25 protein-coding genes and 5 tRNA genes are annotated in these 26,218 nt (G+C 64.2%); 10 read left to right on the forward strand and 20 right to left on the reverse strand.

From position 1 onward, the window contains the following. Positions 1-22: 22 nt before the first annotated feature. Complete coding sequence (locus TQ98_RS16030; RefSeq protein ID WP_044874262.1) at positions 23-946, reverse strand: LysR family transcriptional regulator; 924 nt, start codon at positions 944-946, stop codon at positions 23-25. Positions 947-1,034: 88 nt separating this feature from the next. Between TQ98_RS16030 and TQ98_RS16035 the strand changes: the two genes are divergently transcribed. Beyond that, the gene (locus TQ98_RS16035; RefSeq protein WP_044874261.1) at positions 1,035-2,174 is read left to right on the forward strand and encodes an SRPBCC family protein; all 1,140 of its coding nucleotides are present in this window, start codon (positions 1,035-1,037) and stop codon (positions 2,172-2,174) included. Positions 2,175-2,222: 48 nt separating this feature from the next. Here TQ98_RS16035 and TQ98_RS16040 read toward each other — a convergent pair whose 3' ends face one another. Both TQ98_RS16040 and TQ98_RS16045 read right to left on the reverse strand, forming a co-directional pair. After that, positions 2,223-2,753 (reverse strand): ProQ/FINO family protein, encoded by a 531-nt coding sequence (locus tag TQ98_RS16040; protein WP_044874260.1) that lies wholly within the window; start codon positions 2,751-2,753, stop codon positions 2,223-2,225. Positions 2,754-2,920: 167 nt separating this feature from the next. Beyond that, positions 2,921-3,385, reverse strand: a complete 465-nt coding sequence (locus TQ98_RS16045) for a cupin domain-containing protein (RefSeq protein WP_158249363.1) — start codon at positions 3,383-3,385, stop codon at positions 2,921-2,923. A gap of 67 nt (positions 3,386-3,452) precedes the next feature. Between TQ98_RS16045 and TQ98_RS16050 the strand changes: the two genes are divergently transcribed. Beyond that, positions 3,453-4,301, forward strand: coding sequence for a helix-turn-helix transcriptional regulator (locus TQ98_RS16050; RefSeq protein ID WP_158249364.1), 849 nt, complete (start codon positions 3,453-3,455; stop codon positions 4,299-4,301). An 8-nt stretch (positions 4,302-4,309) separates the two neighbouring features. Here TQ98_RS16050 and TQ98_RS16055 read toward each other — a convergent pair whose 3' ends face one another. The 6 genes from TQ98_RS16055 to TQ98_RS16080 all read right to left on the reverse strand — a co-directional run bounded on the left by TQ98_RS16055 (position 4,310) and on the right by TQ98_RS16080 (position 6,648). Further along, positions 4,310-5,878, reverse strand: a complete 1,569-nt coding sequence (locus TQ98_RS16055) for an EAL domain-containing protein (protein WP_044874259.1) — start codon at positions 5,876-5,878, stop codon at positions 4,310-4,312. Positions 5,879-6,143: 265 nt separating this feature from the next. Further along, positions 6,144-6,219 (reverse strand) — tRNA-Gly (locus TQ98_RS16060). A gap of 16 nt (positions 6,220-6,235) precedes the next feature. Then, a tRNA-Glu gene (locus TQ98_RS16065) sits at positions 6,236-6,311 on the reverse strand. 6 nt (positions 6,312-6,317) lie between these two features. Beyond that, positions 6,318-6,393, reverse strand: a tRNA-Gly gene (locus TQ98_RS16070). Between the two features lie 88 nt (positions 6,394-6,481). Next, positions 6,482-6,557 (reverse strand) — tRNA-Gly (locus tag TQ98_RS16075). 15 nt (positions 6,558-6,572) lie between these two features. Continuing rightward, positions 6,573-6,648, reverse strand: a tRNA-Glu gene (locus TQ98_RS16080). 231 nt (positions 6,649-6,879) lie between these two features. Between TQ98_RS16080 and TQ98_RS16085 the strand changes: the two genes are divergently transcribed. Further along, positions 6,880-7,650, forward strand: coding sequence for a hypothetical protein (locus TQ98_RS16085; protein WP_044874258.1), 771 nt, complete (start codon positions 6,880-6,882; stop codon positions 7,648-7,650). Between the two features lie 23 nt (positions 7,651-7,673). After that, positions 7,674-8,336 (forward strand): glutathione S-transferase family protein, encoded by a 663-nt coding sequence (locus TQ98_RS16090; protein ID WP_044874257.1) that lies wholly within the window; start codon positions 7,674-7,676, stop codon positions 8,334-8,336. Between the two features lie 231 nt (positions 8,337-8,567). Here the strand turns inward: TQ98_RS16090 and TQ98_RS16095 are convergent, their stop codons facing one another. Both TQ98_RS16095 and TQ98_RS16100 read right to left on the reverse strand, forming a co-directional pair. After that, entirely contained in the window at positions 8,568-9,050 is a 483-nt protein-coding gene (locus tag TQ98_RS16095) for a GAF domain-containing protein (RefSeq protein WP_044874256.1), read from the reverse strand. Continuing rightward, positions 9,047-9,937 (reverse strand): ATP-binding protein, encoded by an 891-nt coding sequence (locus tag TQ98_RS16100; protein ID WP_044874255.1) that lies wholly within the window; start codon positions 9,935-9,937, stop codon positions 9,047-9,049. The genes TQ98_RS16095 and TQ98_RS16100 overlap by 4 nt, the downstream gene beginning before the upstream one ends. Positions 9,938-10,035: 98 nt before the next feature. Between TQ98_RS16100 and TQ98_RS16105 the strand changes: the two genes are divergently transcribed. Further along, a complete protein-coding gene (locus tag TQ98_RS16105; RefSeq protein ID WP_044874690.1) occupies positions 10,036-12,363 on the forward strand; it encodes a response regulator in 2,328 nt (775 codons plus the stop codon). Here TQ98_RS16105 and TQ98_RS16110 read toward each other — a convergent pair. The 3 genes from TQ98_RS16110 to msrB all read right to left on the reverse strand — a co-directional run bounded on the left by TQ98_RS16110 (position 12,344) and on the right by msrB (position 13,806). Beyond that, the gene (locus TQ98_RS16110) at positions 12,344-12,811 is read right to left on the reverse strand and encodes a MarR family transcriptional regulator (RefSeq protein ID WP_044874254.1); all 468 of its coding nucleotides are present in this window, start codon (positions 12,809-12,811) and stop codon (positions 12,344-12,346) included. The two genes, TQ98_RS16105 and TQ98_RS16110, sit on opposite strands and share 20 nt — an antisense overlap. Continuing rightward, positions 12,808-13,293, reverse strand: a complete 486-nt coding sequence (locus TQ98_RS16115) for a glutathione peroxidase (RefSeq protein ID WP_044874253.1) — start codon at positions 13,291-13,293, stop codon at positions 12,808-12,810. Before TQ98_RS16115 ends, TQ98_RS16110 begins: the two co-directional genes overlap by 4 nt. 120 nt (positions 13,294-13,413) lie before the next feature. Beyond that, positions 13,414-13,806, reverse strand: coding sequence for a peptide-methionine (R)-S-oxide reductase MsrB (gene msrB / locus TQ98_RS16120; protein WP_044874252.1), 393 nt, complete (start codon positions 13,804-13,806; stop codon positions 13,414-13,416). Between the two features lie 173 nt (positions 13,807-13,979). Here msrB and TQ98_RS16125 point away from each other — a divergent pair, with 173 nt between their 5' ends. The 3 genes from TQ98_RS16125 (at position 13,980) to htpX (ending at position 16,609) form a co-directional block, all read left to right on the forward strand. Next, positions 13,980-15,191, forward strand: a complete 1,212-nt coding sequence (locus TQ98_RS16125) for a pyridoxal phosphate-dependent aminotransferase (protein WP_044874251.1) — start codon at positions 13,980-13,982, stop codon at positions 15,189-15,191. Between the two features lie 6 nt (positions 15,192-15,197). Next, positions 15,198-15,650: a hypothetical protein gene (locus TQ98_RS16130; RefSeq protein WP_044874250.1), complete on the forward strand. Its 453-nt coding sequence runs from the start codon at positions 15,198-15,200 to the stop codon at positions 15,648-15,650. An 86-nt stretch (positions 15,651-15,736) separates the two neighbouring features. Further along, positions 15,737-16,609: a protease HtpX gene (htpX, locus tag TQ98_RS16135; protein ID WP_044874249.1), complete on the forward strand. Its 873-nt coding sequence runs from the start codon at positions 15,737-15,739 to the stop codon at positions 16,607-16,609. 115 nt (positions 16,610-16,724) lie between these two features. On the opposite strand, the gene TQ98_RS16140 is transcribed toward htpX, so the two are convergent. Next, positions 16,725-17,381: a thiopurine S-methyltransferase gene (locus TQ98_RS16140; protein ID WP_044874248.1), complete on the reverse strand. Its 657-nt coding sequence runs from the start codon at positions 17,379-17,381 to the stop codon at positions 16,725-16,727. Positions 17,382-17,480: 99 nt separating this feature from the next. Here TQ98_RS16140 and TQ98_RS16145 point away from each other — a divergent pair, with 99 nt between their 5' ends. Beyond that, complete coding sequence (locus tag TQ98_RS16145) at positions 17,481-18,248, forward strand: class III extradiol ring-cleavage dioxygenase (protein ID WP_044874247.1); 768 nt, start codon at positions 17,481-17,483, stop codon at positions 18,246-18,248. 93 nt (positions 18,249-18,341) lie between these two features. On the opposite strand, the gene TQ98_RS16150 is transcribed toward TQ98_RS16145, so the two are convergent. Further along, on the reverse strand, positions 18,342-20,027 hold the full coding sequence (locus TQ98_RS16150) for a DEAD/DEAH box helicase (RefSeq protein ID WP_044874246.1): 1,686 nt from the start codon (positions 20,025-20,027) through the stop codon (positions 18,342-18,344). A 369-nt stretch (positions 20,028-20,396) separates the two neighbouring features. Between TQ98_RS16150 and TQ98_RS16155 the strand changes: the two genes are divergently transcribed. Beyond that, on the forward strand, positions 20,397-21,188 hold the full coding sequence (locus TQ98_RS16155; RefSeq protein ID WP_044874245.1) for a crotonase/enoyl-CoA hydratase family protein: 792 nt from the start codon (positions 20,397-20,399) through the stop codon (positions 21,186-21,188). Between the two features lie 83 nt (positions 21,189-21,271). Here TQ98_RS16155 and TQ98_RS16160 read toward each other — a convergent pair whose 3' ends face one another. From TQ98_RS16160 to TQ98_RS16175, 4 genes are all read right to left on the reverse strand, one after another. Further along, the gene (locus tag TQ98_RS16160) at positions 21,272-21,889 is read right to left on the reverse strand and encodes a LysE family transporter (RefSeq protein WP_044874244.1); all 618 of its coding nucleotides are present in this window, start codon (positions 21,887-21,889) and stop codon (positions 21,272-21,274) included. A gap of 175 nt (positions 21,890-22,064) precedes the next feature. Next, a complete protein-coding gene (locus TQ98_RS16165) occupies positions 22,065-22,679 on the reverse strand; it encodes a hypothetical protein (protein ID WP_044874243.1) in 615 nt (204 codons plus the stop codon). A 402-nt stretch (positions 22,680-23,081) separates the two neighbouring features. After that, positions 23,082-23,945, reverse strand: a complete 864-nt coding sequence (locus TQ98_RS16170; protein WP_044874242.1) for an MBL fold metallo-hydrolase — start codon at positions 23,943-23,945, stop codon at positions 23,082-23,084. A gap of 112 nt (positions 23,946-24,057) precedes the next feature. Next, positions 24,058-26,127 carry an EAL domain-containing protein gene (locus TQ98_RS16175; protein ID WP_044874241.1) on the reverse strand — a complete coding sequence of 690 codons (2,070 nt, stop codon included), beginning with the start codon at positions 26,125-26,127 and terminating at the stop codon, positions 24,058-24,060. Positions 26,128-26,218 lie beyond the last annotated feature (91 nt).

The following is a 26,218-nucleotide window of genomic DNA, read 5'->3' on the forward strand; positions in this document are numbered from 1 at the left end:
AGGCATTTCCCGTCGATGCCACTCAGGTGTCGTTTTCGGCAAGCGTCGCGCCGAGCTGCGCCAGTTGCTCACGCAGCCAGCGCAGGCCGGGCGCCAGCTCCTGCTGGCGGTGCCAGATCAGGCTCACCTGCACGGGCGGCGTCGCCACCGGCAGCGGCGCCACCTCCAGCGCGTAGAGGGCCGCGAAGTGCTTCGCCAGCCGGCGCGGCACGGTGCCCAGCAGGTCGGAGCGCGCCACGATGGGTGGGATCGTCAGGTAGTGGGGAACCTGCAGCCCAGCCTGACGCTTGATCTTCGCCGAGCCCAGGACTATCTCCAGCGGCGAGCCGCGACCGGCGCGCGGCAATATCAGCACATGCTGGCTACCCAGGTACCCCTCCAGAGTGAGGCCACCCGCGAATGCCGGGTGCTCGGCCCGGCCGATCACGACCAGCTCCTCCTCCATCAACGGCTGGTAGCAGAGATCGGGGTTGTCGAAATAGAGGTAGTCGATGGCCAGGTCCAGCTCGCCAGTGGCCAACCGTGTCATCAGGCTTTGCGCCTCATCGTCCTGTACTTCCAGCGCCACCCGTGGCGCCTCGCGCCTCAGCTGTTCCAGCAGCGCCGGCAATAGCATGGCCTGGGCGTAGTCGTTCATCGACAGGCGGAAGCAGTGCTCGGCCTCTGGATCGAAGACCTCCTGTGCCCCCAGCCCGAGCTGCAGCAGCTTCAGGGCCTGGCGCACCGGGCCGTAGAGCACCTGGGCATGAGCGGTGGGCAACATGCCGCGGGCGGTACGCTTGAACAACGGCTCGCCCAATTGACTGCGCAGTCGCGCCAGGGCGTTGCTCACCGCAGGCTGACTCATGTGCAGGCGCGTGGCGGCCCGCGACAGGTTCTGTTCCTGCATCAAGGCATCGAACACCAGCAGCAGGTTCAGGTCGATTCGGCGCAAATTCAGGTTCATGAATAATGCTCATTTCGACTATCCATTATCGGAATAAAACATTCATCACTAGACTTCCTGGTATGTCAACAAGACTGCCGGAGCAGCCATGAGCCACGACACGCAGGCGTTTCGCGACCGCTATCGCGCGGGTATCCACCCCCTCTACAACGCCTGGCTGCATGGCGGTTTCGTGCTGCTCTACGGCGCCGCCTGCCTGAGCTTCTTCCTGGGCCGTCTCAACGACGTGCGGCCCTGGGAATGGCTGGTGGTGCCGGCGGCGCTGATGTTCTTCAGCTGGGGCGAATACACGATCCACAAGAACCTGGGCCACAACAAGACCCGCCTCGGGGCGCTGTTCTACAAGCGCCACACCGGCGATCACCACAGCTTCTTCGTGGCCGGGCAGATGACCTGGGAATCAGCGCGGGACTGGCGGGTGATTCTCTTTCCGGCGTGGCTGATCGTCCTGTTCAGTACCGGCCTGTTCCCGGCCTGGTGGCTGCTCTCGTTCATCAACGCGAACGTCGCGGCCCTCTTCGTGACCACGCTGCTGGCGGGTTATCTGAGCTACGAAGTCTTCCATGCCTGCGAGCACCTTCCTGCCGGCCATCCCATCGCACGCCTGCCCTGGATTCGCCACATGCGCCGGCTCCACGAGCTGCACCACCGACGCGACCTGATGCAAAGCCGCAACTTCAACCTGGTCTTCCCGCTGATGGACTGCCTCAAGGGCACCCTGCACTGGGAACCCCTGGAACAGGAGCGCTCCATGACCCGAATGCAACACTCGGTAGATATCGCCCGCCCTCCGGAACACGTGCTGGCCTACGCGAGCACCGCTACCCGCTGGCCAGAGTGGCACCCCTCCTCTCTGCAGGTTGAGGGGCCCATCGGCCCGCTGCCGGCCGGGAGCCATTTCGAGGAGGACATCCACGCGGGCGGCCGTTCCGGGCATCTCAGCTGGGATGTGACCGAGTACAGCCCGGGCCGCCGCTGGCGCGCCACCGCGCACGGTACCCACGGCCTGGGGCTGCTGCTGACCTACGAATGCGAGAAGACGGCGAACGGCACCCGCTTTGTCCGCACCCTGGAATACGGCTTCTCCGGCTGGGTCATGCGTTTGGCCAATCGGCTGGTAATGCGCCGCACGATCGACCGCGAGTCGGTCGAGTCGATGCGGCAACTGAAGGCGATGGCCGAGCAGCACATAGAGGCTGCGTCGCTGCAGCAGCGGGATACGGCCTGAGGAAGGTGAAGCGGCCGAAAGGGACCGCTTCAAGGGATTGCGCTGGCGTCAGTCCGGCGTCGCGGCCGGTTCCTCAACGGCCTCGGTCGCCGTCGCGGCAGGCTGAGGACGCTTGGCCTTGCGCTCCTGCGCCTGCTCCCGCGCGCGGCGTGAGGCCAGCTTGCGTGCGTGCAGTGCCTGGGCTGCCGTCACCTCGCCCACGGGCTGACCCTGCAGGTCGACACGCGCGGCATTCTCCACCATGCACGCCCAGTAGCGACCACCCGAGCACCAGGAGCCAATGGCCTGCTTCAGTTGCTCTGCCGTCGTACCCAGGACTTCCAGGTGCTGCTGCGCGTCTTCAAAGATGCCCTGCTTGAGCGGGACCTTGGGCGCCGGGTTACGCGGGAAGGCCAGGGGGAAGTGCTTTTGCAGGCGCCAGATGATTTCCACTTCGGGGGAAACCGGCTCACGACGCTGTTTCGGGGCTGCGGTCCGCTTGGCCTTCGGCTTGGGCTTCGACTCCGGTTTCGCCGGACGAGACTGCTCAGCCTGAGCGCGAAGACGATCCCTCAATTCAGCAAGTTGTTCAAAACCCATCTTACGCATTTACCAGGTTTGGTTCGGTCGGGGCGGCAGGTTACCCCATAAGCTCCCCGGCTGCAGCCGTCGAATGGGCCTTGGGCGATGGTTGCCCGGTCGAGGACGGGCCGGCAGCGTCCTCGTACCGGTGTCGCAAGCCACTTGGCCAGCCGTTACCGCCTCGATCAGAGATACCGCAACCCGTACTTCTGCTGCAGCCGGGTGAGCTCGGCGGGATCGGGTTTCCCCGGCGCGGCGCGACGAATCAGCTCGCCGGCCTCGCGGAAGAACCCTTCTGCCCCGCCGGGCGTGAAGGTCGTGAGAAAGCGACAATCGCTGCTGCCTTCGTTACGGAAGCATTGCTCCACTCCCCGTGGCGCCACGACATAGCTGCCGGCAGTGGCAACGTAGGTGGCGTCGCCTATGTGCATGGTCAGCTGCCCTTCGAGAATGAAGTTGTTCTCGTCTTCCCCCTCATGCACATGGCGCGGCACCATGCCGCCGGGAGGCAGCACGGTTTCCATCAGGGAATAGGCGCCCCCGGTTTCGGCCGCGAACACCTTGATGTTCATCTGCGCGCCAGTGGGATGCCGGACCTGGTGGCCCTCATCACGGGAGACCATACGTGTCTGGACGGGTTCCTTTTTCATGTTGCCTCCATGGGGCGTCTGCGAATGGCGTAGCGACCTGGGCCGCCGGTCAGCCGGCAATGTACCCATGCCGGCTGTGGCAAGATTCATCCATCTGGCCAATCAATCGCTGAATCCGGACAACATGCCGACCACCTCTCTCCCACCGTTGGGCCCGCTGGCGAACGCCGTGGTCGCCACAGGTTTCGCTGCCGTGAGCGAAGGCATTTCCGGCGCACATTGCCATCCACAAGGACAACTGGTGTTGTCCGTGGCGGGTGTGGTCGCCTGCAAGGTGGCCAACACCCACTGGATCGTCCCCCCACACTGCGCACTCTGGATTCCGGCGGGCATACCCCATGAAAGCCAGGCCTCAGCCAACGCCTTCGGCTATTTCCTGTTCATCGATCCACACGCGTCGCCGCTGCCGGACGAGTGCTGCACGCTCCGCATGACGCCCCTGCTGCGCGAATTGATCGTCGAACTGGCGGCCGGCGCTGATCGACCCAACGCACGTGGCCGGAACCTGATGATCCAGCTACTGCTTGAAGCGCTGGGTTCGATGCCGCTGGAACGCACCTGCTTCCCCATCCCGGCGGACCCGCGACTGAAGCTAATCGCCCAGGCGCTGATCGAGGCCCCCGACGACAGGAAAACCCTCGCACACTGGTCGAATCTGATCGGCATGAGCGAACGCACGCTCTCGCGCCGGCTGTTCGCCGAAACCGGCATGTCCTTCGGCGCATGGCGCAGGCAACTTCATCTGATGGTGGCGCTGCGGGGCCTGGCCGCCGGCAACAGCGTCCAGCAAGTGGCCGGAGACCTCGGCTACGAAGCCGTCACCGGTTTCATCACGATGTTCAAACGCGCCCTCGGCACCACGCCGGCGAAATACTTCACCCGCCACCGGCAGGGTCCGGATGGTTCGGATACCTAGCCGGGCCACTATTCCTGGCATTGCAGCTCGGCGGGATGGACCGCGCTACCGAGTCGCAGCAGCGCCTCCGCCGTATCGGGGCGGCCGAAGAACCACCCTTGCGCCAGCACGGTCTGGCCGGTGCAGTTGAGCAGTTGCGCCTGCTCTTCGGTCTCCACGCCTTCGAACACCAGGCCGACGCCGAGCCGCCGGGCGATGGCGAGGATTTCCGGGACGAAGGAGTTGTTCCGGCTCCGGGGTTCGCTGGGCAACAGGGAGCGGTCGACCTTGATGTAGTCGATCGGCAGGTGCTGCAGCTGGCTCAGGCTGGAATAGCCGGTGCCGAAGTCGTCGACATAGATGGGGTGCCCGAGATCATGCAAGCGCTGCAACGCCACCATGATGTCCTGAAGTTCGGCCGTCGAGCGCTCGGTCAGCTCGAACCCGACATGGCGCCTGGGCAACCCCTCCGGCCAGCAGCGATCGAGGGTCGCCAGCAAGCTCCCGTCGACCAGCTCTGGTGAGCTGACATTGATGGTCACGCGGAAATCCGGCTGTGCCTCGAACAGCTGGCGCATGTCGCTCAGTACGGTGCGGACCACGAAGGCGGTGATTTCGGTGATCAGGTCGCAGCGCTCGGCGACTCCGATGAATACGTCCGGCGGAACCGGTCCATCGATCCAGCGAATCAGCGCCTCTGCGGAGACCATCCGGGGTGAAGGCCCCAGCTCCATGATCGGCTGGTAGCGGACAGCGAACAGTCCATTGGCCAGGGCACGGCGCATCTGCGCGGATAGCGAAACCCGGCGGCGGTAGGCGATAACCGCGAATGCCCCTGCGCAGCAGCCCAGAATTCCGCCCGCCAGGATCAGCAGGTACATGGCGTTCCGCTCGGCTATCGAGCGAGCCTGGGCCGTGGCTACGACCGTGGAGCACAGTGGATAGCGGCTCGAACAGAACGCCTGTCCGCCCGACAGATCCGCGACGTGCCCCGCCTCGATGAAGGCCGGCAGACCCAGCGGATCGAGCCCGATGACCAGCGCTTTTGGCCGGTCTCGCAGTGCGATCACGTAGTGCAGCCCCGGCGCGACCGGCACCCGGAACGCATCGAGATCCATCATCAGATTCGACCGCCTGGACTGCAGGACCAGCCCATAGGCGTCCGACGAGGAAAGCAGCGGCACGGTCCAGAAGGCGGCCATGTTCGGCGCCAGGGAGATCGGCACCTGTACAGCAGTGAATGGCGTCGGAAGGATGCCGAGTACGGTTGAGCAGACGAGCCTGTCATCCGCGAGACGCCCTACATCCTTGATGTACTTTGCCCGCACCAGCGCTGATCGCATGACGGTGAAATCCTCGCCGGAGCAGACCGCATGAGGCGAAGCATCCATCTCGGCAAGGGTGCGCTCTGACGCATCGAGCACGACGTCTATTTGCCGAACGACGTCCTCGCCGAGCCCACCTACCGACTGATCCAGCAATCGATGGGCGGTAAAACTGCTGGCCAGAAGCGCGAGGCCGATCGCGATCAGCACCACGACGCTGAAGAGCAGGTGCTCCGCCCAACGGAAAGAGTGCCAGCCCTGGCCTTTGACCATGTGCATCGTCCTTTGCGGTCGTGGTGACAGCCGCCAGCGGCGGGTGCAATGAGGTGAACCACCTGATTGATATCAGGTAATTCGCAGCATTCAAAGGGTTGGACGTATTCCAGATTCGACCCGTGGAAACCCGCGCTTCAGGGCTTCACAGCCATCCGCTTGCAGCCAGACCTTCTGGAGAAATGAAAACGTAAGACAGCGACCCGCTGGGCCCTGAAACGCAGAAACGAAAACGCCGCTCGATTGAGCGGCGTTTTCGTTTATTTGGAGCGGGAAACGAGACTCGAACTCGCGACCCCGACCTTGGCAAGGTCGTGCTCTACCAACTGAGCTATTCCCGCGTACAACGTTACAAAGTGGCGTCCCCTAGGGGACTCGAACCCCTGTTACCGCCGTGAAAGGGCGGTGTCCTAGGCCACTAGACGAAGGGGACTGAAATTGGAGCGGGAAACGAGACTCGAACTCGCGACCCCGACCTTGGCAAGGTCGTGCTCTACCAACTGAGCTATTCCCGCATGCAACTTTTACAGTCGGGTTCGTTAGAACCCAGCTCGACGCTTTCGCTTCGAGGCGAACAAGGCCGCCTAGCCTTGCTCTTGAATTTGGAGCGGGAAACGAGACTCGAACTCGCGACCCCGACCTTGGCAAGGTCGTGCTCTACCAACTGAGCTATTCCCGCATACAACTTTGAAAGTGGCGTCCCCTAGGGGACTCGAACCCCTGTTACCGCCGTGAAAGGGCGGTGTCCTAGGCCACTAGACGAAGGGGACGCGGCCCGGAACTTACAACAGCTTTGACGCTTTCTTCCGGCTTCTCAGCTTTGCCTTAGGCATCGCGTCGAAGTGGCGCGCATTCTATGGAGGCTTTGAACACCCGTCAACCCTCTATCAAAAACTTTTTAAAATCAAAGACTTCTGGTCAAAATTTGATCCACCTCTATGAGCTTTAGAGTCAAGCCTCTACACTCGGCCGCACCTGACAAGAACATCGGAGCCCTAAAGATGTCGCCACTCGTGATCACCCTGCTGATCGTCGTCGGTATCGTCATCCTCGTTGTCATTGGCTACATCAATCACCTGGTGGAAAACAGCAAGCTGGAGAAGGCCCGCCTGAAGGCCGACCTCAACGATCGCATCCGCCGTTGCGCCGATCTTTCCGAAACCCTGCCGGGCCAGATGGTCTCCCCCAGCCTCAAGCTGTTGCTCACCCGCCTGCAACTGCAAATGAGCGAGCGCCTCCAGCAACTGGACAAGCACGACAACGCGCTCAAGGCCCGCCTCGAGCAGCTCCGCGCCCTGACCAGCCAGGGCGAATCCATCAAGGTGAACAATCCGCCGCAGAAGATCCTGACCGAAGCCAAGGCCAAGGAAATTCGTTTCCAGCTGGAAAGCCTCCATGGCCAGATCACCCGCGCTGCACAGGAAGGCCTGTTGCCCGCTGGGGAAGCGAAGCACCGGGTTGGCGAGGTTCGCGACATGCTGGTTCAGCTGCATGTGGAGTTCTTCACCAACCTCGGCCTCCAGGCCCTGCAGGAAGGCCAGCCGCGCCAGGCCCGCCTGGCCTTCGAACGCGGCGTCCAGTACTTGCAGAAGCAACCCGACCCGGCCCGTTACCAGAATCAGCAGCAACAATTGAAGGCCCAGCTGGAACGCGCCAATGCCCTGGCACTGGAGAACGACAAACCCAACGCGGACGAACCGAGCGAGCTGACCGAAGGTCTTAAGTCATTGGAAGACGAAGACACCTGGAAGAAGAAGAACATCTACGACTGATTCGCTCAGACGAGGACCTCCCGATGAGCCTGACCCTCTACGGCGCCCCGCTCTCTCCCTTCGTACGCAAGGTACGCCTCTATCTGCATGAGAAAGGGCTGGACTACCAGCTTGAGATCATCTCCCCCTTCAGCCAGCCCGCCTGGTTCCGTGAGCTGAGCCCCCTTGGACGCATTCCCGCCATGCGCGACGGCGACCTGACCCTGGCCGACTCCAGCGTCATCTGCCAGTACCTGGAGGAGAAGCACCCCGAACTCGCCCCGCTCTACGGCCGCAACGCCGAGGAACGCGCGCGGGTGCGCTGGCTGGAGAAGTATTGCGACTATGAAATCGCCCCCCTGGCCACCTTCGGGGTTTTCCGCAATCGCACCCTGAAACCCTCCATGGGCCAGCCTTGCGATGAAGCCACGGTGCAGGCTGCCCTCGTGGACAAGCTGCCACCCCATTTCGACTACTTGGAGAAGGCCCTGGGCACCGCCGAGTACTTTGTGGGTGAGCGCCTGACCATCGCCGACCTCGCCTTCGCCACGCAGATGATCAACATGGAACACGGCGGCGAGCGCCTGGACCCTGAACGCTGGCCGCGACTGGCCGCCCATTACGAGCGCATCGCCGCCCGTGATTCGGTGCAGGCCGTGCTGCCGGGCGAACAGAAGATCCTCGCCAAACTGGCCGGACGCGCCTGAGCCAGCCAACTTCGCGGCCTGACTCCAGCACCTGGCTGACAGGGTGCGCTGCGTGCACCGCTTCCAGGTTCAGCTCCAACGCCACTGCCCACCACTGGTGCGCACGGCGCACCCTATAAAGTCGGCTCCGCTGCGCCATCCAGTACGACAGGAGACGTAACCACAGCGCTGATTTCCCAAGCACAAACAAAAAAGCCCGGACTCGTCCGGGCTTTTTTCGCAGTCAGCCGATCAGAAATCGGTCAGGCGCAAATAGATGGCTGCAAGTTGCTCGATACCTGCCTGGTCCTGCGCACTGAAGCGCGCCAGCTTCGGGCTGTCCAGGTCAAGCACGCCGATCAGGCGGCCGTCCTTCACCAGGGGCACCACTAGTTCGCTGTTGGACGCGCTGTCGCAGGCAATATGCCCCGGGAAGGCATGCACGTCTTCCACCCGCTGGGTTTCGCGGGTACGCGCCGCGGCACCGCAAACGCCTTTGCTGAAGGGAATGCGCACGCAAGCGACCTTGCCCTGGAACGGGCCGAGCACCAGTTCCTCGTTGCGATTGAGGTAGAACCCGGCCCAGTTCAGGTCCGCCAGTTCATTGAAGAGGAAGGCGGAGAACTGCGAGCTGTTGGCGATGAAATCGCGCTCGTCAGCCAGCAGAGACTCCAGTTGCGCCGCCAGAAGCGCATAGCCGGAAAGGCCGGCGCCGGCCTGTTGCAGATCGATCATTTGGAAGACTCCAGCAAAGCAAGCCCAACCCAATGGCGGGCGAATTGATAGGCACAGCGGCCGTTGCGATTGCCGCGCCCCAGGGCCCAGCGAATCGCCAGTTTTTCCAGCTCTTCGGACCACGCCCAATCCAGCCCGGCGGGTTGCGCCAGCACGCCGATCCAGTGGCGCACCACGGCGAGGAAGTGATCCTGGGTGAAGGGATAGAAGGACAGCCACAGGCCGAACCGATCGGACAGGGCGATCTTGTCCTCTACCGCCTCGTTGGGATGCAGCTCACCGTCCACCATCTCCCAGTGGTCGTTGTCGCTCTGCTTCTCCGGCACCAGATGGCGGCGGTTGGACGTTGCGTAGAGCAGCACGTTGTCGGGAGCACGCTCCAGGGAACCGTCCAGCACGCTTTTCAGCACACGGTAGTCGCCCTCGCCCGCTTCGAAGGACAGGTCGTCACAGAACAGCACGAAGCGTTCCGACTGCCCGGCCAGCTGCTCCACCACTCGGGGCAGGTCGGCCAGGTGATCACGCTCGATCTCGATCAGGCGCAGGCCGGCGCCGGCATGCTCGGCCAGCAGGGCGCGCACCAGGGACGACTTGCCGGTGCCACGGGCGCCCCAGAGCAGCGCGTGGTTGGCGGGCAGGCCATCGACGAATTGGCGGGTATTGCGGGCCAGCTGCTCGCGCTGGGTATCGACGCCAATCAGGTCGGCCAGGGACAGGTCCAGGCTCACGTCCAGTGGTTGCAGGTAGCCGCTGCGGCCGTCGCGATGCCAGCGCGCCGCCAGGCAATGCTGCCAATCGATGACAGGGCGGGTAGCGGGCAACAGGGGTTCGAGGCGGGCCAGCACCGCATCGGCGCGCTCGAGAATCTCATAAAGGCGGGAATCCACGTTCAACTCCTTGCTCAGCCGCAGTCACCAGGCGCTGCCGGCAGACGGGATAGGCTATGCTTGGCAAGCCCTCGGAACAAGGCCAAATCCTACGCCCCATGGATATTCCGCTGACACAACGGCTGTCGTTCAAGCAGGCCAGCCTGACCGTGCTGGTGGCGTTCATCCTTGGCACCGTGCTCAGCGTCATCCAGGTCGCCAGCGACTACTTCAACGAAAACGCCTCGATCGACCGGGAGATCAAGGCACTCCTCGAAATCGCCCACAGCCCCGCCGCGCGAATCGCCTACAACATCGACGCCGAGCTGGCCCAGGAATTGGTGATGGGCTTGCTGCGCTCGCCGGCGGTGATCCGCGCCGAGATCATCGACAATAACGGCGCCGTGCTGGCCAGCGTCAACCGTCCCCGCACCGAGAGCGATTTCCGCATCTTCAGTGACTATATGTTCGGCGAGCGGCGGGAATTCGAAGACCCGCTCTACATCATCCACGCCCCCAACGAGACCCTTGGCGTGCTACGCCTGGAGGTGGACACATTCGCCTTCGGCAGTCACTTCCTGCGTCGTGCGATGCTCACGCTGCTCAGCGGCTTCGTGCGCAGCTTGTTGCTGTCGCTGATCCTCCTGGTGCTCTTCTACAGCATGCTGACCAAACCCCTGGTGGAACTGATCCGTGCCCTCAGCGAGCGCGATCCGCGTGCCGCGCCGGGCACCGGACTGCCCTGCCCGCCCGGCCACGAGAAGGACGAGATCGGCGTGCTGGTGGAAGTGATCAATCGCCAGTTGGCCAGCCTGTCCACCGAAATGCAGCAGCGCCGCGAAGCGGACCAGCGCCTTAACCAATACCTGGCGGAACTGGAAAACATCGTCTCGGCGCGCACCGCCGAACTGAAAGCCGCCAACAGCCGCCTCAGCCGCTACAACCAGGAACTGGAAGTGGCACGCAGCACCGCACTGGAGATGGCCAAGGCCCGGGCTGCGTTCCTGGCCAACATGAGCCACGAGATCCGCACCCCGCTCAACGGCCTGCTGGGGATGCTCGACCTGGCCCTGGACGGCCCGCTGAACCCAGAACAGCGCCGCCAGCTGCAGATCGCCCACGACTCGGGCAGCGTGCTGGTGGAGCTGCTCAACGACATTCTCGACCTGTCCAAGTTCGAGGCCGGCCAGCTTGAGCTGGAACAGATTCCCTTCGACCTCGGCACCCTGGTGGAAGACACCGCCAACCTGCTGTCGCAGAACGCCGCAGCCGGCGTCGAGCTCACCTGCCTGATCGATCCCCAACTGCCCTCCCTGGTGGTGGGCGACCCGACGCGGGTTCGCCAGGTGATCAGCAACCTCCTGTCCAACGCCCTCAAGTTCACCCGCTTCGGTCGCGTCGACCTGCGCGCCGCGCCCAGCCCCGGCGGTGTGCTGATTACGGTGCGCGACACCGGCATCGGCATTTCCGCCGAATCCCTGCCCAAGCTGTTCCAGCCGTTCTCCCAGGCCACCGCGGGTATCACCCGGCAGTTCGGCGGCACGGGCCTCGGCCTGGCGCTGACCCGCCACCTCTGCGAAGCCATGCAGGGCCAACTGGACGTGAAATCCCAAGAAGGCATGGGCAGCCTGTTCAGTGCCGAACTGCCGCTGGTAGCGCATAGCCCGTCAGAACCGCGTCCACCGCTGAAGGGCAAGGTCATCGCCCTGTGCAGTGCCAAGAGCGGCCTGGCCGAAATGCTCGGCACCTGGCTGCGCGAATGGAACCTGGACTTCGAGCGGCGCGACAAGGATGCCGACCTCGCCGACGTACAAGCCGACCTGCTGATCAGCGACAATCCCGACTGCCTGGAGAACGTGCGCCGGACCGCCCGGATACCGATCCTGCTGGTCACCGGTTATGGCAGCTTCCTCCCGCCTCCCCGCGCGGCAACCCTGACACCCCTGCACCAGTTGGCACGCCCCCTGTCCCGGGCAGCGCTCTACCAGGCCTTGCAGCGGGTGCTGATGCAGGTACCGGACGAGGCGCTCGCTTCCGCGCCGCAGGCGGCCGAAGCGCCGCACCGCAACGCCCGTGTGCTGCTGGTGGAGGACAACGCGGTGAACCAGCTTGTTGCCAAGGGCATGCTGGCCAAGCTGGGCTGCGAGGTCCTGCTGGCGGCCCACGGCGCCGAGGCACTCAGCCGGCTGGAGCAGACGGCCGTGGACCTGGTGCTGATGGACTGCAACATGCCGGTGATGGACGGCTACGAAGCGACCCGGCGCATTCGCCAGAGCGGGCGCTGGCCGGGGCTGCCCATCATCGCCCTGACCGCCAACGCCCTACCGGACGAGCGCGAACGCTGCCACGCAGCCGGCATGGACGACTACCTGGCCAAGCCCTTCCGCCGCGAAGAACTGGTCGCCCTACTGGACACCTGGTTACCCGCTACTCAAGCGACCCCATGAGCTGACCCAGCAGCTCGCCCAGACGCTCACGCAACTCGGCCATCTCGTTGAGATCCAGGCCACTGGAGCAGATCAGCTCATTGCGCAGGGGCACCACCTTGTCCCGCAGGGCGGCGCCCTCCTCCGTCAGCGCCAGATGCACCTCGCGCTCGTCGTGCGCCGCTCGCTGGCGACGCACCAGACCCAGCTGTTCCAGGCGCTTGAGCAACGGCGTGAGGGTGCCGGAATCCAGCAGCAGGCGCTCGCCCAGGGCCTTCACCGTAGGCTGCTCCGGCGGGCGCCCGTGCCACTCCCACAGCACCAGCATCACCAGGTACTGCGGGTAGGTCAGGCCAAGGGGCTCCAGCAGCGGGCGGTAACCTCGGATCACCGCCCGGGAGGCGGCGTAGAGCTTGAAGCAAAGCTGGTTATCCAGCAGCAGCTCCGGCTCGATGGACGGCTTGTTCATTTCAGCAGTGCTTCGATCTCGGCGCTGATCTGTTCCGGCTTGGTGGTCGGCGCGAAACGCTTGATGCGCTGGCCATCCTGGCTGATCAGGAACTTGGTGAAGTTCCACTTGATGCCCTGGCTACCCAACAGGCCCGGTGCGCGCTTCTTCAACTGCACATAGAGCGGGTGGGCATTGGCACCGTTCACCTCGATCTTCTTGAACAGCGGGAAGCTGACACCGAAGTTCAGTTCGCAGAACTCGGTGATGGCGCCTTCGTCGCCCGGTTCCTGCTTGCCGAACTGATTGCAGGGAAAGCCCAGCACTACCAGGCCCTTGTCCTTGTACTGCTGCCAAAGGCTTTCCAGGCCCTTGTACTGCGGTGTGAAACCGCACTGGCTGGCGGTGTTGACCACCAGCAGGGCTTTGCCGCCGAAGTCCGCAAGGGTCTTGCGCTCGCCTTTGATGGTGGTGACGGGGATATCGAGAATCTTGTCGCTCATGGTCGGGGCCTGATGTGGGAATGGATAACGGAAGAAAGATAGCCATCAATTAAATTGCACGCAATTTAATTTACCCAAGAAAAGGCCCGCCTTGCGGCGAGCCTTGGCAAAAACCCGAATTCAGCGCGGTTCGAGCTTCAACGACACCGAGTTGATGCAGTAGCGCAGTCCGGTCGGCCGGGGTCCGTCGGGGAAGACATGCCCCAGGTGCGCGTCGCAACGGGCGCACCGTACCTCGACGCGGTGCATGCCGTGACTGAAGTCCTCGAGCTCCTTGATGACATCCTTGCCCACCGGCTGGAAATAGCTGGGCCAGCCGCTGCCGGAGTCGTATTTGGTATCGGAGTCGAACAGCGCCTCGCCGCAGCAGGCGCAGCGATAGATGCCCGGTGTCTTGGTGGCGTAGTACTCGCCGGTGAAAGCGCGCTCGGTGCCGCCCAGGCGGCAGACGTGGAACTGGGCGTCGGAGAGCTCCTCGCGCCAGGTTTCCAGGGGTTTCTCTAGCTTGTCCATGACAGTCCTCGGCAGTAGTAAAAAAGCGCGATCCCGGCCTTTTCCGGTCATCAGGCCGCACGTATCATGCGCGATTCATCAGACGCCAGTCTGGCAGCGGCGTTACAGGCTGCCAAGGCGCATCGATCCCCGTCGCCCGCGCGACTCTTTTCACCTCGGGACATCCACGCATCATGCAGGTCAGCAAATCGAACAAGCTCGCCAACGTCTGCTATGACATCCGCGGACCGGTGCTCAAGCACGCCAAACGCCTGGAAGAGGAAGGCCACCGCATCCTCAAGCTGAACATCGGCAACCCGGCGCCGTTCGGTTTCGAAGCCCCGGAGGAAATCCTCCAGGACGTGATCCGCAATCTGCCCACCGCCCAGGGCTACAGCGACTCCAAGGGGCTGTTCAGCGCGCGCAAGGCCGTGATGCAGTACTACCAGCAGAAGCAGGTGGAAGGTATCGGCATCGAAGACATCTACCTCGGCAACGGCGTGTCCGAGCTGATTGTGATGTGCATGCAGGCGCTGCTGAACAACGGCGACGAAGTGTTGATCCCGGCGCCGGACTACCCGCTCTGGACCGCCTCCGTGAGCCTGGCCGGCGGCAAGCCGGTGCACTACCTGTGCGACGAGCAGGCCAACTGGTGGCCGGACCTGGAAGACATCAAGGCCAAGATCACCCCGAACACCAAGGCCATGGTGATCATCAACCCGAACAACCCCACTGGCGCCGTGTACTCCAAAGAAGTCCTGGAAGGCATGGTGGAACTGGCCCGCCAGCACAACCTGGTGGTCTTCTCCGACGAGATCTACGACAAGATCCTCTACGACGGCGCCGTGCACATCTCCACCGCCTCCCTGGCGCCGGACGTGCTCTGCCTGACCTTCAACGGCCTGTCCAAGTCCTATCGCGTGGCCGGTTTCCGTTCCGGCTGGGTAGCCATCTCCGGCCCCAAGCAGAAAGCCCAGAGCTACATCGAAGGCATCGACATCCTGGCCAACATGCGCCTGTGTGCCAACGTGCCCAGCCAGCATGCGATCCAGACCGCCCTCGGCGGCTACCAGAGCATCAACGACCTGGTGCTGCCCAACGGCCGCCTGCTGGAACAGCGTAATCGCGCCTGGGAACTGCTGAACGACATCCCTGGTGTCAGCTGCGTGAAGCCCATGGGTGCGCTCTACGCCTTCCCGAGGATCGACCCGAAGGTCTGCCCGATCCACAACGACGAGAAGTTCGTCCTCGACCTGCTGCTGTCCGAGAAGCTGCTGATCGTCCAGGGCACCGCCTTCAACTGGCCGTGGCCGGATCACTTCCGCGTGGTCACCCTGCCCCGCGTCGACGACCTGGAGCAGGCCATAGGCCGTATCGGCAACTTCCTCAAGTCGTACCGCCAGTAACGACCCATGGACCTGCAGATCGACGACTTCTACAGGGACTGCGCCGCCGGCCTGCTACAGCTGTACCAGGCCTTTCCACGGCGCATCGCCCTCTACGTGGAAGATCTGATCGGCCCTTCCGAGCCAGACGAGTTCGGCCTGCCCAGCAAGCGCCACGAAAGCTGCCTGGGCGCCCTCCTCTGGCTCGCCGACGAGGGCTATCTGCGCTTTGACAGCACCATCCACTTCGAAGCCCTGGATCAGGCGGTCCTGACCGAGAAAGGATTCCTCCGGCTGTCCCGCGCGCTGCCCGGCGCGCTGGCAGACACCGAATCCCTGCCCCCCAGCATCCGGCGGGTTCGCGCCAGCCTTGCGCAGCAACTGCGCGAAGCCTTTCGCAATGCGAACAGCGAACGCCTCGTACGCCTGTCTCGACTAATCTTCGAGGGCAGCGCCGATACTTCAGACGACATAGTTTGAAATAGTCCCTGGTTGAATACGCCAGGGCCGCCCCTTATATACCCCGCATACCAAACGCTTTCCGCCGTGAGGAGACTGTTCCAATCATGATGCGCATTCTGTTGTTCCTGGCCACAAACCTCGCAGTCCTGGTGATTGCCAGCATCACCCTGAAGCTGCTGGGCGTGGATCGTTTCACCGGCCAGAACTACGGCAGCCTGCTGGTTTACTGTGCCGTGTTCGGCTTTGCCGGCTCCCTGATCTCGCTGTTCATCTCCAAGTGGATGGCGAAGATGAGCACCGGGACCGAAATCATCACCCAACCCCGCACCCGCCATGAGCAGTGGCTGCTGCAGACCGTCGAGCAGCTGTCCCGCGAAGCCGGCATCAAGATGCCGGAGGTCGGCATCTTCCCGGCCTACGAGGCCAACGCCTTTGCCACCGGCTGGAACCGTAACGACGCGCTGGTGGCCGTGAGCCAGGGCCTGCTGGAGCGCTTCTCCCCCGACGAAGTGAAGGCCGTTCTGGCCCACGAAATCGGCCACGTGGCCAATGGCGACATGGTCACCCTGTCGCTGATCCAGGGCGTGGTGAACACCTTCGTGATGTTCTTTGCACGCATCTTCGGCAACTTCGTCGACAAGGTGATCCTGAAAAACGAAGAAGGCCCGGGCATCGGTTACTTCGTCGCGACCATCTTCGCTGAACTGGTCCTGGGCATCCTCGCCAGCATCATCGTCATGTGGTTCTCGCGCCGCCGCGAATACCGCGCTGACGAGGCCGGCGCCAGCCTGGCCGGCACCAACGCGATGATCGGCGCCCTGCAGCGTCTGCGCGCCGAACAGGGTGTACCGGTGCAGATGCCCGACAGCCTGACCGCCTTCGGCATCAATGGCGGCCTGAAGCACGGCCTCGCCGGCCTGCTGATGAGCCACCCGCCGCTGGAAGACCGCATCGAGGCCCTGCGCCGCCGCGGCTGAAACGAATCACACTGACTTGGGCGGCCCACGGGCCGCCCTTTTTTTTGCCCACCGGTTTCATCTCGCCCTTGTAGGGGCGAATTCATTCGCCAAGCAGGCCGCAGGCCTGCCCCAATTACCGGCGACGTAGTCGGAATACCGGTTCGTGCAGGCTGTCCAGCCCGCGGGACGCGAACTTCCAGTTCTTCTCCAGCACGTCATTGCGTTCCAGCATCTCCACCTCCCAGCCCGCCTCCAAGTGCCGGCGCACCTCCGCCTCTGGCACCGAGAACGGCGGCCCTTCGAGGCGCGCCTGCTCGTAGTCCAGGGTGACCATCAGTCCGACACAGTGCTGCGGCAGGATGCGCTGCAGGTGGGCCACATAGTCATCCCGCATGGCGGGCGGCAGGGCGATCAGCGCCGCGCGGTCGTAGAGACCCCGGCACTGGGCGACTTCTGCGGCCGTCACTGCGAAGAAATCCCCCTGGAGGATTTCGACAGCGCCCACGCGATAGCGACGAAGCGCGCCGTGCTGCGACACCTCTGGGGTCAGGCCCTGCTCGGCAAAGAAATCCACCACCGCCCGTTCGGCCAGCTCCACGCCCAACACCCGGTGCCCCTGCCCTGCCAGCCAGAGCATGTCCAAGGTCTTGCCGCAGAGCGGCACCAGCACCTGGGATTCGCGGGGGAGACCCAGTTTCGGCCAATAGCGTTCCAGATAGGGATTGACCTCGCGCTGGTGGAATCCGATCTGATTGTCTGCCCAACGTGCCTGCCAGAACTGCTCGTCCATGACGCCTCCATCAATTCGATCAAATAGCTCAAATATTTATGCTGGAAATCGATATATCCAGCCCGGATGATGCCGGAATCCTACCGGAGGAATTCCGAAATGCTACCCAGCCTCTACATCTCCCACGGCTCTCCCATGCTCGCGCTGGAGCCCGGCGCCAGTGGCCCGGCACTCAAGCGCCTGGCCGATTCGCTGCCACGGCCCGAGGCCATCCTGGTGGTGTCCGCCCACTGGGAAAGCGACCGCCTGCTGCTGAGTAGCGCCGCCCACCCAGAAACCTGGCATGACTTCTACGGCTTCCCGCCACCGCTTTACGCCGTGCAATACCCGGCACCGGGTGCGCCCGAGCTGGCGGTAGAAATCGCCGGCCTGCTGACCGACGCCAGCCTCCCGGCGGGCGTCGACCCGGAGCGCCCGTTCGATCACGGCACCTGGGTGCCACTGTCGCTGATGTATCCAGACGCCGACATCCCGCTGGTCCAACTGTCGCTGCCCAGCCGCCTCGGCCCCGCCTTCCAGACCCGCGTTGGCCGTGCGCTGGCCTCGCTGCGGCAGCGCGGCGTGCTGCTGATCGGCTCCGGCAGCATCACCCACAACCTGGGAGAACTGGACTGGCGCGCCGGCCCGGACGTGGTGACGCCTTGGGCGAAGGCGTTCCGCGACTGGATGGTGGAGCGCCTCGAAGCCGACGATGAAGCGTCCCTGCACGACTACCGTCGCCTCGCACCCCAAGCGGCCCGCAACCATCCTCGCGACGAACACCTGCTGCCGCTCTATTTCGCCCGCGGCGCCGGCGGGCAATTCAGCCTGGTGCACCAGGGATTCACCCTCGGCGCCCTGGGGATGGATATCTACCGCTTCGATTGAGCGAAGGTTCCAGCCTACGAAGCCAGAAGCCACCAACTCACACCCACAAAAAAGCCCCGCATTTGCGGGGCTTCTTCGTTTACGGCATGGCGCTTAGTCTTCGCGGTAGCGGCGCAGTTTCAGCTGCTTGCCGGCCACGCGGGTGTCCTTCAGCTTGCCCAGCAGGCGGTCGAGGCCTTCTTCGGGCAGCTCGATCAGGCTGAAGGTCTCGCGGATCTGGATGCGACCGATGGCCTCGCGGGCGATGCCGCCCTCGTTGAGGATGGCACCCAGCAGGTTCTTGGCAGCGATGCCGTCGCGAGTACCCAGGGCCGTGCGGCAACGCACGCGGCCTTCGGCCAGCGGCATGGGTGCACGACGCTCGCGGTACTCACCGCGCTCGCCACGCTCACCACGTTCGCCACCTTCACGCTCGCGGCGCTCACGGGGCTGGAAGCTCGGCACCAGCGGCTGCTCACGCTCCACGTCGGACAGGTTCAGGGCCTGACCATTGGTGGCCTTCAGCAGCAGCGCAGCGGCCAGAGCACGAGGCTCGCAGCCGATGTCGGCGATCAGGCGGTCCAGCAGCTCGCCGTGGCTGGCTTCGGCACCGGCCACCAGCGGGGCGATGCTGGCGGTGAGCTTCTTGATGCGCGCGTCCAGCACTTGCTGGGCGTTGGGCAGACGTACTTCGGCGACCTTCTGGCCGGTCACGCGCTCGATCACCTGCAGCATGCGGCGCTCACGCGGGGTCACCAGCAGCAGGGCGCGGCCATCGCGGCCGGCACGACCGGTACGGCCGATACGGTGCACGTAGGATTCCGGGTCGTAGGGCATGTCCACGTTGAACACGTGAGTGATGCGCGGTACGTCGATGCCGCGGGCGGCAACGTCGGTGGCGACCACGATATCCAGGCGACCGTCCTTCAGGGACTCGATCACGCGCTCACGCTGGTTCTGGGCGATGTCGCCATTCAGCGCGGCGGCCTTGTAGCCCTTGGCTTCCAGGGCGCTGGCCAGATCCAGAGTGGCCTGCTTGGTCCGCACGAAGGCGATCAGGGCGTCGAATTCCTCGACTTCCAGCAGACGCAGCACAGCCGGGGTCTTCTGGTCGGCGTGGACCATCAGGTGAGCCTGCTCGATGCGGGCCACAGTCTGGGTCTTGGCGGCAATCTTGACGTGCTGCGGGGTCTTCAGGTGACGCTCGGCAATCGAACGGATCGACGGCGGCAGCGTGGCGGAGAACAGCACGCTCTGGCGGCTTTCCGGGAGGGCTTCGAAGATCACTTCGAGGTCTTCCATGAAGCCGAGCTTGAGCATTTCGTCCGCTTCGTCCAGCACCAGCTGCTGCACGGTGGCGAGCATCTTGTCGTCGCGGCGCAGGTGGTCGCAGAGACGGCCAGGGGTGGCCACGATGACCTGGGCGCCCTGGCGCAGAGCCTTGAGCTGCGGGCCCATGGGCGCGCCACCGTAGACGGCGACCACGTTCAGGCCGGGCATCTGCTTGGCGTAGGTTTCGAAAGCGGTGGCAACTTGCAGTGCGAGCTCGCGGGTCGGTGCCAGGATCAGCGCCTGCGGCTCACGTTTGGCCGGATCGATGAGCGACAGGATCGGCAGCGCGAAGGCTGCGGTCTTGCCGGTACCGGTCTGGGCCTGGCCGATCATGTCGTGGCCGGCGAGGATCACCGGAATCGACTGGGCCTGGATGGGGGACGGCTCTTCATAGCCGACCGCCGAGATGGCGGCCAGAACATTGGGATGAATGCCGAGCGCGGCGAATCCGCCGATTTCCTGGGTCATGGGTCTGCCTCGTGTGCATCCGCAAAGACCCTTGTTCCATGGCTGCACATGCCATGAAGGACCTTTTGGGTCACCCTGGCAGCCTGGTAGAGAATTTGCGTGATCGCTTTATTAGGAATGGATGAAACGTCAAGGGTAGTCCGCAGTGCGGACTTGCAGCCGAAGGCAAAGCGCCTCGGAAAAAACGCAGTACTTGAACGGAGCCGTCAAATGGCCGGCGCGCATCATACAGGATTATTCTGTCCCGCGTGCAGCTTTTTCGGCCGCCCCCCTTCATCTCCGCCAGACGGTGTCGGGCAATGGACAAGCCTTCTGCGCGGGTCTATATCCCACCTGCCCTCCCGCTATTCCTACAGAGGAACGCCCTCCATGCCCTCCAGTTCCGCCGGCCGCGTCAGCCGCGAAAAGCGCGGCCACATCATGCTGATCGGCCTCGATCGCCCCGCCAAGCGCAACGCCTTCGACTTCGCCATGCTGGAGGACCTGGTCCTGGCCCTGGGCGAGTACGAACGGGACGACAATGCCCGCTGCGCCCTGGTTTTCGCCCACGGCGACCACTTCACCGCCGGCCTGGACCTGGCCAGCGTGGGCGACACGTTCAAGAAGGGATGGAAGGTTCCCGCCGGCGCCATGGACCCCTGGGGTACCTTCGGCGGCGACCGCTTGACCAAGCCGCTGATAGTCGCGGTAAGGGGGTACTGCTACACCATCGGCATCGAACTGATGCTGGCGGCGGACATCAATCTCTGCGCCAGCAATACCCGCTTCGCCCAGATGGAAGTGCAGCGCGGCATCTTCCCCTTCGGCGGCGCCACCCTGCGGCTGCATCAGGTGGCCGGCTGGGGCAATGCCATGCGCTGGCTGCTCACCGGCGATGAATTCGATGCCCACGAAGCCTACCGTCTGGGGCTGGTCCAGGAAGTGCTGGCGCCGGAAGACCTGCTACCCCGCGCCATCTGGCTGGCGGAGCGGGTGGCGGCCCAAGCGCCGCTGGGCGTCAGGGCCACCCTGGCCTCGGCACGGCAGACGCTGGACGAAGGCGAAAAGGCAGCAGCGGCCAGCCTCCCGGGCACGGCCCAGCGCTTGCTGGCCACCGAGGACGCCCAGGAAGGGCTCAGGGCAATGCTGGAACGACGGGAAGGCCACTTCAAAGGGAAATAGCTGCAGCTTGTGGGCTGAGTGGGCGCGAATTCATTCGCAATGCAGGCGGCAAATCTGCCCTGCAAGAGCGAAAAAACCGCCCCTCAACGGCTAAGCAACAAACGCCCGCCCAGCCCCACCAGGAAAACGCCCATCAGCGTTTCGAACACGGCCTTGAAGCGCATGAAGCCGCCGCGCACGGCGGGGCTGGAGAAGAGCACGGCCATCCCGCAGTACCAGAGCCCGGATACACCGGCGGCGATGGCAACGATGGCGGCGTAGAACCAGTCCGGCGCATGGGCCGGAACCATCACCGCGAAAATGCTGCCGTAGAAGGCCAGGGCCTTGGGATTGGTCATGCTCACCAGATAGCCCTTGCGGGCAGCGGCGAAGGCACTGGACTCAAGTGCGTCGGAGGTGGTCGCCTGCGGCTTGCGGGCGCCGAAGATCATCTTCGCGCCAATCCAGATCAGATAAGCAGCACCCGCCAGCTTGATCCCGGCGTAGACCCATTCCACCTGCATCACGATCAGCCCCAGCCCCGCCACCGCCAGCAAGGCCCAGGTCGCGGAGGCGGCGGCCAGCCCGAGGCCGGTGGCCACGCCTGCGCGGCGGGAGCGCAGGGTTGCGGTGGAGGTGACGATGGCGAAATTGGGGCCCGGACTGACAACGCTCAGGACCAGTACGCCGGAAATGGCCAGCAATGCGCCGATGTAGTCCACGGCATCCTCTCGTCGTATCGATTGGGGGAAATGCTGGGGAGTATATCCGGGGCGCGCGCCGGCGGACGTCAGCCGGTGGTCGTACTTCAGTAGATCAAAGCGGGCATGTGCAAGGACTGCGTCCCTCTCCCCGAGGGGAAAGGGGGCAGCCAGTCGAAGGAAAATGCCAGGACCATCAAGGCATTGGCGTAGGTTCGGCCGGTGCCGGCGGCGGGTTGTCCATCGGCGGTACAGCTTCCATCTCGTCAGGCACAACGTTATTCGCCCGCGGGATGCCAGCGGCAAACCAGGCAAGGTTGCCGGCATTACGAATCAGCAGGACGGGGCTGTCGCAAGGTGTTGGTGGGGTCGGCGTGAGGACGTCGTTGATCGTGAAGTCCCCATCCGTGGCCAGCGGTACACCGGCCAGGTTGGTGCTGCTTTCCGTGAACGGCGCTACCGCGCCACAGAACAGGGTCGCGAATACGCTCTGGCCAGTAGCCCGGCCTACGTTGTCGCCCCCACCCAATACCAGGCCTTTCCCCCTGACCGTGATCTGGCCATCGGCGAACACCTTGGCAACAAGATCGTCGATCACCCAGATTTGTCCGGGCGGCTGCACGCCGCGCACCAGGTTGCGGTTGACCACAGTGGCAATGTTCTCGGTCCCCTGGCCACTGGAGACCGGAATGACGCCTATTCCTCCATTGAAGCTCACCAGAATCGCCATTGTGGCAGCGAGGGCCGTGGACGCCAGAACGGCGGATATCAGCAGGGGAATGGTTAACGTTAACGCGATTTTTCCTTTCATTTCTCAACCTCCACACTGGCTCCCATCGAACAGATCGACGAGTAGCCGCAGAACGGAGAGCAGGCAGGACGGACCGAAATCCCTTGTCGCAAGGGTTGGCTGGCCGGGCGACCCCGAGGGGCGTCCCAGGATGGATGACTCGGTGAACAGCCGCTGGCCGTGATCGGATGGCCGGGCTTGCCGCCGCTCTCCTCCGGTGGTGTCTGAGTCAGCGTCGGAAGACGCCGACCCCACCGTCCGTCAGAGCAGGCACAGGCGCTAACAGCACAAAGGCGGGGGTGCGAGGACTCTGCAAGTACTGCACGTGTCAGTATACCCCCCTGCATCCGCACGCCTGCCCCGTCTGTCCCTCAGGGGGCACAACGCCATACCCCTCGTCGGGAAAGCGCCCTGCCCCACCGCTCAGAGAGCGTCCAGGGGAATCTTCAGGTAGCGGATGCCGTTGGCCTCGGCCGGGGGCAACTGTCCCGCGCGCATGTTCACCTGCACTGCCGGCAGGATCAGCGCCGGCATGGACAGGGTGGCGTCCCGCGCGGTGCGCATGGCCACGAATGCCTCTTCATCGATGCCTTCATGGGCGTGGACGTTCCGCGCCCGCTGCTCGGCCACCGTGGTTTCGAAGCGATAGTCGTCACGGCCGGGGGCCTTGTAGTCGTGGCACATGAAGAGCCGGGTGTCGTCCGGCAGCTCGAACAGGCGCCGGGTGGAGCGGTACAGGGAACGGGCATCGCCGCCTGGGAAATCACAGCGGGCGGTGCCGTAGTCGGGCATGAACAGGGTGTCGCCGATGAAGGCGGCATCGCCCACCAGGTAGGTCATGCAGGCCGGGGTGTGACCCGGCGTGTGCAAGGCCCGCAGCTCAAGCGAGCCAATGGACAGGCGATCGTCATCCAGAAGGAGGCGGTCGAACTGACGGCCATCGGTGGCGAAGTCCTGGCCTGCATTGAACAGCTTGCCGAAGCGCTGCTGGACCTGGGTGATCTGCCCTCCGATGGCGAGCTGCCCACCCAGTTCGCGCTTGAGCCAGGCGGCGGCAGACAGGTGGTCGGCGTGAACATGGGTTTCCAGCAGCCAGTCGACCACCAGCCCCTGCGCCCGCACGTAGTCGGCGATACGCGCAGCCCCGACAAAGGACGTGCGGCCACTGGCGGCGCAATAATCCAGGACCGGGTCGATGATGGCGCAGCGGTCACTGGCCGGATCGCTGACGACGTAGCTGTAGGAACAAGTGGCCGGGTCGAAGAAAGCTTCAACACGGGGGGTCATGGGGCGCTCTCCTGTCCACGTTTTCCCAAGCTTAGTTGCCGCCGCTCCGGGGCCGGCCCAAGACAGACTCCGGCGATCCCCCAACCCACGCCGAACAGCAGACTGCCACCCCTCAGGCCAGGGCGACGGAGCTGGCCATGAACTCGTTGGCGGGCACCGGTTTGCCGAACAGGAAGCCCTGCAGCAAATCGCAACCCAGACCGGTCAGGAAGGCCTGCTGGGATTCGGTTTCCACCCCTTCGGCGACGATGCGCAGGTCCAGTGCCTGGCCCAGGGCAACAATGGCGGAGATGATCGCCGCATCATCGCTGTCGTGCTCCAGGTCGCGAACGAAACCACGGTCGATCTTCAACTCGTTAGCCGGCAGGCGCTTGAGGTACAGCAGGCTCGAATAGCCGGTACCGAAGTCGTCGATGGACAGGTCCACGCCCATCTCGGCCAGTTGGCGGAGGATCGCCAGGCTGGTGTCGGCGTCCCTCATGGCGACGGTTTCCGTGATCTCCAGCGTCAGGCAGTTAGCCGGCAGGCCGTGGCGTTCCAGCGACAGGGCCACGCTGTCGATCAGCCCGGCATGGCAGAACTGCAAGGCCGAGAGGTTCACCGCTACCCGCCAGTCACGGTGGCCATCGGCGTACCACTGGCTCATTTGCCGGCAGGCCTCGTTCAGCACCCAGTTGCCGATGGGGATGATCAGGCCGGTCTTCTCCGCCAGCTCGATGAACTCTTCAGGCATCAACAAGCCCCGGCGCGGATGCGCCCAGCGCAGCAACGCCTCGGCCCCGATCACCTTCTGGTTGTCGCCGGCGGCGAATTTGGGCTGGTAGTGCAATACCAGCTCATTGGCGTCCAGGGCGTGGCGCAGGTCGTGAATCAACTGCAGCTGGTTGCGGGCATTGGTGTTCATCGACTGCTCGAAGAAGCTGTAGCCGTTCTTGCCCGCGCCCTTGGCGTGGTACATGGCGGCGTCCGCGTTCATCAGCAGCTCTTCGCGGGTCGTGCCGTCGCCGGGATAAAGGGCGATGCCGACACTGGTGGACACCCGCAGCTCCTGGTCGCCCACCTCGAAGGGCGTGCTGACCAGGGCCACCAGGTCACTGGCCAGGGTCACCGCGTCGTTCGGTTCGCCAAGGCCGGCGAGCAGCACGAATTCGTCGCCGCCGATGCGCGCCAGGGTGTCGTCGGCGCGCAGGTTGTCACGCAGGCGCTGGGCCACTTCGCGCAGCAGCAGGTCGCCAACGTGATGGCCGAAGGCGTCGTTGACCGGCTTGAAGCCATCCAGGTCCATGAACAGCACACCGAAGCAGCCGCCCGTGCGCCTGACCGTGTGAATGGCCTGGTCGATGCGGTCTTCCAGCAAGGTGCGGTTGGGCAGCCTGGTGAGGTTGTCGTGCAGCGCCAGGTGCGTCAGCTCCTGGTTGGCCCGCTCCAGGGACGTGGCGAGCTGGGCAGTGCGCGTTTCCAGTCGGGCGTCCAGGATCGAAGTCAGCAGGGCAATGGCCAGCACCGCCAAGGTGACCGCTATCACCAGGCTGGCCAGCCAGCGACTGTCGAGCCCTTCGATGGCCGCGCCACAGACACTGCCCAGAGGGAAGTTGGCCGCCGCCATGCCGGTGTAGTGCATACCGACGATCGCTCCCCCCATCACCAGGGCAGCGCCGGCGCGCGAGAGACGCACATAAGGGGTGTCTCGCCGCAGACGGAAGGCGATCCACAGGGCCGCGCCAGACGCGACCACCGCAATACCCAGCGAGAGATAGAACAGGTCCGGGTCATAGTCGATGCCCGGCGTCATGCGCATGGCATACATGCCCAGGTAATGCATGGAGCTGATGCCGGCCCCCATGGTCACCGCGCCGCAGAGCAACTGCCAGAGCGGTTGTTCCGGCTGGCTCACCAGCCAGAGGGCGAACCCCGAGACGAGGATGGCGATCAACAGCGACAGCAGGGTCAATGGCAGGTCGTAGCCCAGGGGAATGGGCAGGCTGAAGGCGAGCATGCCAATGAAATGCATCGACCAGATGCCAATGCCCATGGCGACAGCCCCGCCGCCAATCCACATCAGCGCGCCACGTCCTTGGCTGCTGGCCACCCTCCCGGCCAGATCCAGCGCCGTGTAGGACGCGAGGATGGCGACCAGCAGGGAAATAAGAACAAGGGAATAGTCGAAGCTGCCCGTGAGCATGAAGAACCTATCAAGCGGAGATTCCGCCCTGGATGAGGGCGAATAAATGGGTCGCATTCTAAACAAAGTCTGATCGACCGGTTAGACCGTA

The organism is Pseudomonas sp. LFM046, from assembly GCF_000949385.2.
Classification (GTDB): Bacteria; Pseudomonadota; Gammaproteobacteria; order Pseudomonadales; family Pseudomonadaceae; genus Metapseudomonas.